The organism is Haloarcula sp. CBA1127 (assembly GCF_001485575.1).
GTDB lineage: Archaea > Halobacteriota > Halobacteria > Halobacteriales > Haloarculaceae > Haloarcula.
In genome coordinates this window covers 1-11,993 of sequence record NZ_BCNB01000004.1, presented here as the reverse complement: position 1 = coordinate 11,993, position 11,993 = coordinate 1, and the positions used below count along the sequence as shown (strand labels likewise).

General features: G+C 56.8%; 2 protein-coding genes, 3 rRNA genes and 4 pseudogenes. 7 read left to right on the top strand and 2 right to left on the bottom strand.

The features are described 5' to 3' along the window. Positions 1 to 790: 790 nt before the first annotated feature. The 7 genes and pseudogenes from AV059_RS03320 to AV059_RS03295 all read left to right on the top strand — a co-directional run bounded on the left by AV059_RS03320 (position 791) and on the right by AV059_RS03295 (position 10,696). Positions 791 to 2,029 (top strand): orc1/cdc6 family replication initiation protein, encoded by a 1,239-nt coding sequence (locus tag AV059_RS03320; protein ID WP_058992315.1) that lies wholly within the window; start codon positions 791 to 793, stop codon positions 2,027 to 2,029. A 658-nt stretch (positions 2,030 to 2,687) separates the two neighbouring features. Beyond that, a complete protein-coding gene (locus tag AV059_RS03315; RefSeq protein WP_058992314.1) occupies positions 2,688 to 3,575 on the top strand; it encodes a site-specific integrase in 888 nt (295 codons plus the stop codon). A 466-nt stretch (positions 3,576 to 4,041) separates the two neighbouring features. Beyond that, positions 4,042 to 5,513 (top strand): 16S ribosomal RNA (locus tag AV059_RS03310). Between the two features lie 369 nt (positions 5,514 to 5,882). Next, positions 5,883 to 8,813, top strand: a 23S ribosomal RNA gene (locus AV059_RS03305). A 134-nt stretch (positions 8,814 to 8,947) separates the two neighbouring features. Next, positions 8,948 to 9,070: ribosomal RNA gene (gene rrf / locus AV059_RS03300) — 5S ribosomal RNA — on the top strand. The 16S, 23S and 5S rRNA genes sit together here, the layout of an rRNA operon. 194 nt (positions 9,071 to 9,264) lie before the next feature. Then, positions 9,265 to 9,683: pseudogene (locus tag AV059_RS21390) on the top strand (CopG family ribbon-helix-helix protein). Between the two features lie 101 nt (positions 9,684 to 9,784). After that, positions 9,785 to 10,696 (top strand): annotated as a pseudogene (locus AV059_RS03295) (PLP-dependent cysteine synthase family protein). Positions 10,697 to 10,730: 34 nt separating this feature from the next. Here AV059_RS03295 and AV059_RS03290 read toward each other — a convergent pair. Further along, a pseudogene (locus AV059_RS03290) lies at positions 10,731 to 11,275 on the bottom strand (DUF5804 family protein). A 27-nt stretch (positions 11,276 to 11,302) separates the two neighbouring features. After that, a pseudogene (locus AV059_RS03285) lies at positions 11,303 to 11,993 on the bottom strand (tRNA sulfurtransferase); the annotation flags it as partial.

Genomic DNA, 11,993 nt, shown 5'->3' with positions numbered 1-11,993 from the left:
GTAGGTTTTGAGACCCCCGGAAGAGTGTACCACCCTATCGTCTGACGTCCGTCAGACCCCACCATTTCCACTATTAGAATGAGAGAGAGATAGAACAGTCAGGAATGTTCACCCACCCCCCATTATTTCCACTAAAACTAGGAAGATCTGTGGATCGGACTCCACTACAAGATTCTTTCACCAGCACTAGCCTCTACAACAATACCGCTCTAGTTGTACTACGGTCTAGCTATAACGCCGTGTGTATAAAATTTTCCGTCATTCAGAGTTCATTCTGTACAGCCGTTGCTATTTCACCGCTTTTTACTGGAAACAGTGGGGGAGGGTGTAGAGGGTGTATCGATAACCCACGCAAACCTTTCCCACTTCCTTCTGGTGGTTACACCTACTCCACCGATATACTGGAAACGTTGGGGTCTCCAACGTATATAAAGAAGCGATTACTGGAAATACCGGAAGCCGGTGGTCTCCGCCACCCCTCACCACTCATCGCGTAATGACTGTAGTTTACTGGAAACGGTGGGGTGTGTCCAGTACCCCACGATACACCATTTACTGGAAATAGTGGGGTAACATTAATCCATATCGCAGCAAGTGGCAGGTATCCCGTAGCTATCTAATCTCATCCTGTCGGACTTCAACCACCTCGCGACAGAACGCAGCCGATACAGTGGAAATACTGGGGTGCCTCTCCTATAGTGGAAGGCCTACCCAGGACTGGTTATACTGGAAATAGCGGAAACGATGGTCGAAACAACTATTGCGGTAGCCTGACTCACTCACGCATAATATGGGTCCTCGATTTCAACCGGACGACACGCTATACAAGCGCCGGAATACACTCAAAGTCGAGTACGTGCCGGATGATATCGTCGGCCGGGACAATGAAATCGAGGAATACGAAGCCGCCCTACAGCCAATCATCAATGGTGAGTACCCCGATAACATCTTCATCTATGGCAAGACCGGTGTCGGGAAGACTGCTGTCACGAACTTTCTACTCAATGAACTCCAGGAATCAGCAGACCACTTTGAAATCGATCTGACCGTCATCTCGCTGAACTGTGACGGGCTGAGTACGAGCTATCAGGCTGCAATTAGTCTCGTGAATAATCTCCGCGGTCACGAAAACCATATCGCCGAGACTGGCCATCCCCAGTCGAAGGTTTACCGTCTCCTCTGGAACGAACTGAATAAGCTCTCTGGCAGCGTCATCATTGTTCTCGACGAAATTGACCACATCACGGATGACACCTTCCTCTATCAGATCACCCGGGCTGACAACAACGGCTACATCGATAACATCCAGCTTGGTGTCATCGGAATCAGTAACGATTCGACGTTCCGCGAACAGCTCGATGCGAAGGTCCAGTCATCGCTCTGTGAGACAGAAATCTCCTTCCCACCATACGGCACCGAAGAACTCCAGAAGGTCCTCGAACAGCGGGCCGAGATAGCCTTCCACGAGAGTGCGCTTGAGGATGGCGTCATTCCGCTGTGTGCCGCGCTTGGTCGCCAAGATGGTGGTGATGCTCGACGGGCGATCACGCTTCTTCGGAAGGCTGGCGATCTCGCTCGCACTGAAAACGCAAATTCAGTTACGACTGATCATGTCGAACGCGCCCAGGAGAAACTCGAGGCCCAGCAGAGCATGGACATTATGCGGGACCTTACCGAACACGAGCAACTCACCCTCTACGCGCTGACTACGCTTGCTGCAGAGGGGGAAACACCCGCTCGCTCTCGGATCGTCTATCAGCGATACAAAGAGCTCTGTGAGTTCCAGGGTCGAGAGCCGCGAACTGCACGTCGCATGCGTAGTTTCCTCTCGGATTTCGAAATTCTTAATCTCACACTGTCTGAGATGGAGCATCGTGGGCAAGACGGTGGTACATACCGTCAGCATGAACTCAATCGCGATATCGCGACTGTCGTTGATGCTCTCCAGACGATTATTAGCGAGTTTGGAGCCCATCAAAGTATCATTGAGTACCTGCCCGACTCTGGCGAAGAGTTCGCCACGATGTAATGAGGAAAACGCCACACCACCGTTCCCGGAGTAATTTGCCTACACTTGGCTGCCCGGCGCGACGTACTGGCTCTTCTCACTTTTTCACCGTCACGCCACTGCAGGTAGTAGTACTCCCGATCCTCAATCGTTTTCGTCAGTAGATAATAATAAGGTTGAAGCGCAGCCCCCCTCGTGGACAGCGATCGATACTATCGAAGTAGCAGAAGTAGCAGGTTCAAGTTCGATGACCCCCGGTAGGGCCATCTACGGGACAGTTGTTAATGTCGATGACGGTCGTGCAGAACTCCGTCAAGAACGGGCAGCATACAAACGCCACGAGAAACCTTCGATGAAATTGACGTGCAAACGAATTCAATGGTCGGAAGGGGGGTGGCACGAGCCCCTGCGAAGAACTCGGCCGATCTTAAGTCGGTCCTGGTATTCGCTACGCACTCCGAGAGCATCACGGCCAAACATTCACCGAGTTCATCCACGACAATGTCAGTGGTGATGCGTTACAAATCGATATCCGGGGGTCAGAATCACCGCAGCGCCGCTTCGATATCGAACACGAGGCTACAGAAACAGCCGTCGACGCGTATTTCACCCGCCGGGAAGAGCATGAACTGCTGGCTGAATCAACGCTTGCGTCCCGCGCTTTCGGTTCCGAACGTGGGTGGAAACCTATCGAAACCACCACGGTACGGATGCACTCCTCGCACACGCGGACGATATCGACAAGAAAGCAGCTGAACGACGCCGAGCCCGTGAGGTACTTGACGACATCGCTGACACCCTTGGGAGCGATCAATCACGCCTCACGTTCGTTGCGGATGTTCGACCGGTCTACAGCTGGCTGACAGACGAAGGCTACCTCGCCTTCAACCTACTCGACGGCGTTGAATCCGAATACGGCTGGGAACGCCCAGACGCCGATAACCAATCGCTGCAGACGGCCGATGTCCAGCACCTCCTTGCGGCCGCGGACACGCCAGCTGAAACGCTCCTTGTCACTTCACTCCCAGGGTGGGGTCTACGTCCATCCGAAGTTGCCCAGTTGCACGTTTCACAATTTGTTCTCGAAGGAGATGACCCACATATCGTCTTCGAAGAGCGGAAGAATGGACCGGGCACTGTCGCTATTCACTACGGTGTGCACACAGTTACCGACCGTATCGACCAGCTGGCCGAGGCGGACGACTGGCAGGGGTATCTATTCCCTTCGCCGGCCAACTCAAACAAACACGTTCATTCCGACACGATTACCAACCGATCCAAACGACTCGCTGACCGCGCTGATGTGTCCGTCGACGGCCAACTGGCGACGCCTCGAACGGCACGACGGTTCTGGTACTCGACGTATTCCAGCGCCATGGTCGATATCCGCGCAGAAATGGACGAAATCGCTGACGAACAAGGCGCCCAATCCGGGACCGTCGTCTGGGAACAATACCTCTCTAAAACTGATCGACGCCGCCGCCGACGACAGGCAATGGCTGCGAAACTGACTGACGCTTTTGGGATCGAAAATAGCTCTGCCCTGTCCAAAACGACGATTGACTAACTGACTTTTGAACTGCTAGACAGAGGGCTTGAAGCGGATTTTTCAATATGTTGTGTCGGGCAGTGTTGACAGCCCTCGCCGTGCGTTGGGCCGTCTACGCAAATCGTCCACCTGACGACCGAGTCTATCGGTCTCGTGTGTGCCGTGTGTGGTCTGCACAGGACGCCTTCGAGACCGTTGATTTATATACTCCCCTCTCATCGGATGTAATGCGAAGGTCGCGCCGGGCAGCGTTCTCGGAACGACACCCCAACGCCACCTACACGGTGGGTTGGGTCACTCGCTTAGAACGCGAGGCCACCGAGGCTTCGTGTTCGTGTATGAGGATTCCACCCCTGCGGTCCGCCGTTAAGATGGAATCTGATGTGAGCCCACGGACCCATGCAGTAGTCAACATTGGCGTAGGAACCAATGTGTTTGCTTCCGACGGAGTGCAACCACTTCCGCCGCTGATGTATATCAGCACATTCCGGTTGATCCTGCCGGAGGCCATTGCTATCGGAGTCCGATTTAGCCATGCTAGTTGCACGAGTTTAGACTCGTAGCATATAGCTCAGTAACACGTGGCCAAACTACCCTACAGACCGCAATAACCTCGGGAAACTGAGGCCAATAGCGGATACAACTCTCATGCTGGAGTGCTGAGAGTTGGAAACGTTCCGGCGCTGTAGGATGTGGCTGCGGCCGATTAGGTAGATGGTGGGGTAACGGCCCACCATGCCGATAATCGGTACAGGTTGTGAGAGCAAGAGCCTGGAGACGGTATCTGAGACAAGATACCGGGCCCTACGGGGCGCAGCAGGCGCGAAACCTTTACACTGCACGACAGTGCGATAGGGGGACTCCGAGTGTGAGGGCATATAGCCCTCGCTTTTCTGTACCGTAAGGTGGTACAGGAACAAGGACTGGGCAAGACCGGTGCCAGCCGCCGCGGTAATACCGGCAGTCCAAGTGATGGCCGATATTATTGGGCCTAAAGCGTCCGTAGCTTGCTGTGTAAGTCCATTGGGAAATCGACCAGCTCAACTGGTCGGCGTCCGGTGGAAACTACACAGCTTGGGGCCGAGAGACTCAACGGGTACGTCCGGGGTAGGAGTGAAATCCTGTAATCCTGGACGGACCACCAATGGGGAAACCACGTTGAGAGACCGGACCCGACAGTGAGGGACGAAAGCCAGGGTCTCGAACCGGATTAGATACCCGGGTAGTCCTGGCTGTAAACAATGCTCGCTAGGTATGTCACGCGCCATGAGCACGTGATGTGCCGTAGTGAAGACGATAAGCGAGCCGCCTGGGAAGTACGTCCGCAAGGATGAAACTTAAAGGAATTGGCGGGGGAGCACCACAACCGGAGGAGCCTGCGGTTTAATTGGACTCAACGCCGGACATCTCACCGGTCCCGACAGTAGTAATGACAGTCAGGTTGACGACTTTACTCGACGCTACTGAGAGGAGGTGCATGGCCGCCGTCAGCTCGTACCGTGAGGCGTCCTGTTAAGTCAGGCAACGAGCGAGACCCACACTTCTAGTTGCCAGCAACACCCCTGCGGTGGTTGGGTACACTAGGAGGACTGCCATTGCTAAAATGGAGGAAGGAATGGGCAACGGTAGGTCAGTATGCCCCGAATGGACCGGGCAACACGCGGGCTACAATGGCTCTGACAGTGGGATGCAACGCCGAGAGGCGAAGCTAATCTCCAAACGGAGTCGTAGTTCGGATTGCGGGCTGAAACCCGCCCGCATGAAGCTGGATTCGGTAGTAATCGCGTGTCAGAAGCGCGCGGTGAATACGTCCCTGCTCCTTGCACACACCGCCCGTCAAAGCACCCGAGTGGGGTCCGGATGAGGCCGTCATGCGACGGTCGAATCTGGGCTCCGCAAGGGGGCTTAAGTCGTAACAAGGTAGCCGTAGAGGAATCTGCGGCTGGATCACCTCCTACTGACCGGGATCAGGCCTCTGGCCTGACCCACCTACATTGACTGGTGACCACAAGTCACCGCGAGTCGGCAAGCGCCGACTACTGCATGGGCCCGCTGGGCTCACAAGACCTATCCGAGGCGGATGTCCCCTCACCGGGATGTCGGGTGCAACTCCCGACGGGTCCGTACTTCGTATCGCGGACGAATCCGTCCCCTTAAGTGTGGGATGGCGTTCGAATGTGGTACGGCAACAGATGCACCAGGCCGGGTAAAACCGAGCCTGGGAAGGGTCGATTCGCCCACCATCTCCACCTTGGGGGCGAGTATGAAACCGTGTGTACGTGCGATCCAGGCGTCCACTGGACTCGTTCAGTTGAACGAGTCACAACGACGTTGGCTACTATGCCAGCTGGTGGATTGCTCGGCTCAGGCGCTGATGAAGGACGTGCCAAGCTGCGATAAGCCATGGGGAGCCGCACGGAGGCGAAGAACCATGGATTTCCGAATGAGAATCTCTCTAACAATTGCTTCGCGCAATGAGGAACCCCGAGAACTGAAACATCTCAGTATCGGGAGGAACAGAAAACGCAATGTGATGTCGTCAGTAACCGCGAGTGAACGCGATACAGCCCAAACCGAAGCCCTCACGGGCAATGTGGTGTCAGGGCTACCTCTCATCAGCCGACCGTCTCGACGAAGTCTCTTGGAACAGAGCGTGATACAGGGTGACAACCCCGTACTCGAGACCAGTACGCTGTGCGGTAGTGCCAGAGTAGCGGGGGTTGGATATCCCTCGCGAATAACGCAGGCATCGACTGCGAAGGCTAAACACAACCTGAGACCGATAGTGAACAAGTAGTGTGAACGAACGCTGCAAAGTACCCTCAGAAGGGAGGCGAAATAGAGCATGAAATCAGTTGGCGATCGAGCGACAGGGCATACAAGGTCCCATGACGAATGACCGAGACGCGAGTCTCCAGTAAGACTCACGGGAAGCCGATGTTCTGTCGTACGTTTTGAAAAACGAGCCAGGGAGTGTGTCTGTATGGCAAGTCTAACCGGAGCATCCGGGGAGGCACAGGGAAACCGACATGGCCGCAGGGCTTTGCCCGAGGGCCGCCGTCTTCAAGGGCGGGGAGCCACACGGACACGACCCGAATCCGGACGATCTACGCATGGACAAGATGAAGCGTGCCGAAAGGCACGTGGAAGTCTGTTAGAGTTGGTGTCCTACAATACCCTCTCGTGATCTATGTGTAGGGGTGAAAGGCCCATCGAGTCCGGCAACAGCTGGTTCCAATCGAAACATGTCGAAGCATGACCTCCGCCGAGGTAGTCTGTGGGGTAGAGCGACCGATTGGTGTGTCCGCCTCCGAGAGGAGTCGGCACACCTGTCAAACTCCAAACCTACAGACGCCGTTTGACGCGGGGATTCCGGTGCGCGGGGTAAGCCTGTGTACCAGGAGGGGAACAACCCAGAGATAGGTTAAGGTCCCCAAGTGTGGATTAAGTGTAATCCTCTGAAGGTGGTCTCGAGCCCTAGACAGCCGGGAGGTGAGCTTAGAAGCAGCTACCCTCTAAGAAAAGCGTAACAGCTTACCGGCCGAGGTTTGAGGCGCCCAAAATGATCGGGACTCAAATCCACCACCGAGACCTGTCCGTACCACTCATACTGGTAATCGAGTAGATTGGCGCTCTAATTGGATGGAAGCGGGGGCGAGAGCTCCTGTGGACCGATTAGTGACGAAAATCCTGGCCATAGTAGCAGCGATAGTCGGGTGAGAACCCCGACGGCCTAATGGATAAGGGTTCCTCAGCACTGCTGATCAGCTGAGGGTTAGCCGGTCCTAAGTCTCACCGCAACTCGACTGAGACGAAATGGGAAACGGGTTAATATTCCCGTGCCACTATGCAGTGAAAGTTGACGCCCTGGGGTCGATCACGCCGGGCACTCGCCCGGTCGAACCGTCCAACTCCGTGGAAGCCGTAATGGCACGAAGCGGACGAACGGCGGTATAGGGAAACGTGATTCAACCTGGGGCCCATGAAAAGACGAGCATAGTGTCCGTACCGAGAACCGACACAGGTGTCCATGGCGGCGAAAGCCAAGGCCTGTCGGGAGCAACCAACGTTAGGGAATTCGGCAAGTTAGTCCCGTACCTTCGGAAGAAGGGATGCCTGCTCCGGAACGGAGCAGGTCGCAGTGACTCGGAAGCTCGGACTGTCTAGTAACAACATAGGTGACCGCAAATCCGCAAGGACTCGTACGGTCACTGAATCCTGCCCAGTGCAGGTATCTGAACACCTCGTACAAGAGGACGAAGGACCTGTCAACGGCGGGGGTAACTATGACCCTCTTAAGGTAGCGTAGTACCTTGCCGCATCAGTAGCGGCTTGCATGAATGGATTAACCAGAGCTTCACTGTCCCAACGTTGGGCCCGGTGAACTGTACATTCCAGTGCGGAGTCTGGAGACACCCAGGGGGAAGCGAAGACCCTATGGAGCTTTACTGCAGGCTGTCGCTGAGACGTGGTCGCCGATGTGCAGCATAGGTAGGAGACATTACACAGGTACCCGCGCTAGCGGGCCACCGAGTCAACAGTGAAATACTACCCGTCGGTGACTGCGACTCTCACTCCGGGAGGAGGACACCGATAGCCGGGCAGTTTGACTGGGGCGGTACGCGCTCGAAAAGATATCGAGCGCGCCCTATGGCTATCTCAGCCGGGACAGAGACCCGGCGAAGAGTGCAAGAGCAAAAGATAGCTTGACAGTGTTCTTCCCAACGAGGAACGCTGACGCGAAAGCGTGGTCTAGCGAACCAATTAGCCTGCTTGATGCGGGCAATTGATGACAGAAAAGCTACCCTAGGGATAACAGAGTCGTCACTCGCAAGAGCACATATCGACCGAGTGGCTTGCTACCTCGATGTCGGTTCCCTCCATCCTGCCCGTGCAGAAGCGGGCAAGGGTGAGGTTGTTCGCCTATTAAAGGAGGTCGTGAGCTGGGTTTAGACCGTCGTGAGACAGGTCGGCTGCTATCTACTGGGTGTGTTATGGTGTCTGACAAGAACGACCGTATAGTACGAGAGGAACTACGGTTGGTGGCCACTGGTGTACCGGTTGTTCGAGAGAGCACGTGCCGGGTAGCCACGCCACACGGGGTAAGAGCTGAACGCATCTAAGCTCGAAACCCACTTGGAAAAGAGACACCGCTGAGGTCCCGCGTATAAGACGCGGTCGATAGACTCGGGGTGTGCGCGTCGAGGTAACGAGACGTTAAGCCCACGAGCACTAATAGACCAAAGCCATCATTCATACGCACTGTGACTCATTCACCGACGAATTATCTCGTCGCTGAACGAGTCCAGGCGCAAACTGGATCGCACGTAATCACACGGTGGAGATCGATCGAGACTGGTACTATCGCGGTTCGATTCCGCGACTCGACGTTAGGCGGCCACAGCGGTGGGGTTGCCTCCCGTACCCATCCCGAACACGGAAGATAAGCCCACCAGCGTTCCGGGGAGTACTGGAGTGCGCGAGCCTCTGGGAAATCTGGTTCGCCGCCACCATTCATACCTTTCAGCCCACTCAGGAGAATCGTCTCTCCCGAGTGGGCTTTCCGTATTTATACAAAGTGAGGGCTATCAGCACAGCAAGCCAGTCGTTTACAAGATACGAGCTAGCGGCAGCGCTATCCGGAGTGATTCCAGTCTGTGCGAGCGGATATGAAACTATTAATACTCCAACGGAGCCGAGTTAATACATGGGCGTTGTTAGTATCTCGATGCCGGACGAACTGGAGGAGCGAATCGACACGTTCGCCGACGAACACGGGTACACGGGTCGCAGCGAGTTTGTTCGGGAAGCGGTCAGGAATCTGATGGGGAGTTCGAGGACAAGCGGCTGGAGGACCGCGAACTGATGGCGATCGTCACTGTGTTGTTCGACTACGAGACGACAACCGTCGAGGAGAAAATGATGCATCTCCGTCACGACCACGAGTCCATTGTTGCGTCGAACTTCCACAGTCCACGTCGGCGACCGGGTACTGTATGAACTATTCGTGCTGGAGGACAGCTAGATGACATTTCCGCGTTCGTGGGCAAAGTCCGAGCTACGAAAGACACGCTGTCAGTCGATTACTCGGTGCTGCCGGTCGACGACATAAACCTGTTCAGGTGAAGGGGGTGTCGACGCCGGAAAGCGCTGCCGTGTCTTGGAAGTCCACGAACCGTTTGAGACCTTCAGTAGGCGTTTAAGTCGGGGCCGCGTAGCCGGCGGCGATGGAAGACTCTATTCTCGATACAATCGGGGTCCCCGCTGGTCTCGGTTCACGCACCGGAGGGTGCAACCGTTGCAGCGAAGATCGAGTCGTTCAACCCAGGCGGGTCCGCGAAGGACGGCCGGCGAAGTACATGATCGGCGACGCCGAGCGAAACGGCACACTCGAACCGGGTGATACGCTGGTCGAACCGACGAGTGGCAACACCGGCATCGGGATGGCGATGGTTGGCGCGACCAAAGGCTACGACGTGGTGCTGGTGATGCCGTCCTCGAAGTCACCGGAGCGCCGCCAGATAATGAAAGCCTACGGCGCGGAGATCGAACTGGTCGAGGGCGACATCTCCGACGCGAAAGAGCGTGCGGACGAACTGTGCGACCGCGACGACCACGTCCAGTTACGGCAGTTCGAAAACCCGGCGAATCCGACGGCGCACTACGAGACGACGGGCGAGGAAATACTCGAACAGGTGGGCGACCGGACTGTCGATGCGCTGGTTGCGGGCGTCGGAACCGGCGGCACACTCACCGGTACCGGCCGTCGGCTACGGGAAGCGTACCCCGAGATGGATATCGTCGCGGTCGAACCCGCGGACAACGCCGTCCTCTCGGGGATGGAGCCGGGCACTGGTGAAGATAGCTTCCAGGGAATGGGACCGGGCTTCGTCAGCGACAACTTAGACACCGATCTGCTGGACGACGTGCTGACGGTCGAACTCCCGGATGCAGAAGACGAGTGCCGACGACTCGCCCACGATGAGGGTATCCTCGTCGGCCAATCCTCGGGTGCGTCGAACCTCGCCGCGCGCGAGGTAGCCGAGCAACTCGTCGCGGACGGCGTCGACGACCCACTCGTGGTCACAGTCTACTGGGACAGCGGCGAGCGGTATATGTCGACCGGAATGTTCGACTGAGAACAGTCTGTTCTGCGCGCGCGGCGTGATTGAGTCAGGCCCCGAACTCCGATTCGGTCACCCTGACGGTGAGCGTGTCGTCCACGTCTCGAAGGTCGTACTCGGGAATCGTGTCTCCAGTCCGTGTCAGGAGCATCGGCTCGACAAGCTCGGGTGGGCGCTCGGTCTCCATCGCCTGTGTGTCGGGCGTTGGCTCCGGTTCACCTTCAGACGAGGCTTCGTCAGTAGATTCGTCGGGTACGTCCGACTCGACGATACCGTACACCTTGAGAAAGCGACCGGTATCCTCGGGAGCAACGTCGTCGTCCGGATCGCTGCGGCGAGGTTCCGGGAGAGCCATTCCGTCTCGCTGATCGAAGGGTCACGGACGAACGCGGCGTCAGCAAAGCGGACGAGATACCAGTTCAGATCGTTCAGGAGCGCCACAGCTGCGCCGAGGCTCACGGTGTCGACGGCGACGGTGTTCTCGAACGGTTCCTGCAGGTCGTAGGTGGCGAGTGCGTTCCGAGCGGTCTCGCGAGAGAGGAGTTCGTACCGGAGATTCACGTCCTCGCTCCCGACGAGACAGACCTGCGTCATGGCTCAACCCTGGCCCGCCCCGGAAATTTAGCTTTCGATGGGGACGACAGTGCGGTCCCGGGCACAGGCTTCGGGCGCCTCGAACAGGTCGTCGGGCTCGGCCGCCCGAATTGCTTCGAGCGAGGCATTAGTTTCCGGATGTGATGGCGCGACGCGGTTGCAACCGGTGTCGATTGTCGAGTCCTCGAAGGTCCCGATAGACCGTGCGTGATTGGTAATCTTGGACTTATCAACGGTGAGGTTCGGTCGGTGTACTGGAAGCGTAGTTGCGGCATCGGTGACGGCAATGTTCGCGCTCGTCTGGCTGGACTTCTGCCCGATTGCTTCGCCGGTGACGATGCCGACGGCGTCACACTCGTTCGCGATAGCTTCGGCGGCTGCGAGCATGAACCGGCGGAGAACGAGCATTCGGGGACCCGAGGTTTTGAGAGAGGTCGGTGACGATGTCACCGGCGTCGATTACGGACAGCGACAGGTCGTGTCCGGGTGCGTACGTGGCGAGCGTTTCGACGGTCGAAACGGCTCGCGCCCGGTGATCGGGGCCACCGTAGTCACCGAGGTCAACGTAGACGGGGAGCACGGGTGCGCCGCGTTTCATCACTTTCCAGGCAGCGACAGGCGAGTCGATGCCGCCGCTGACGAGGGCGACGACGGGTCGCTGGGTCCCGAGCGGGAGGCCACCGGGTCCCGAACGTTTCTCACAGAAGACGTAGGCCTC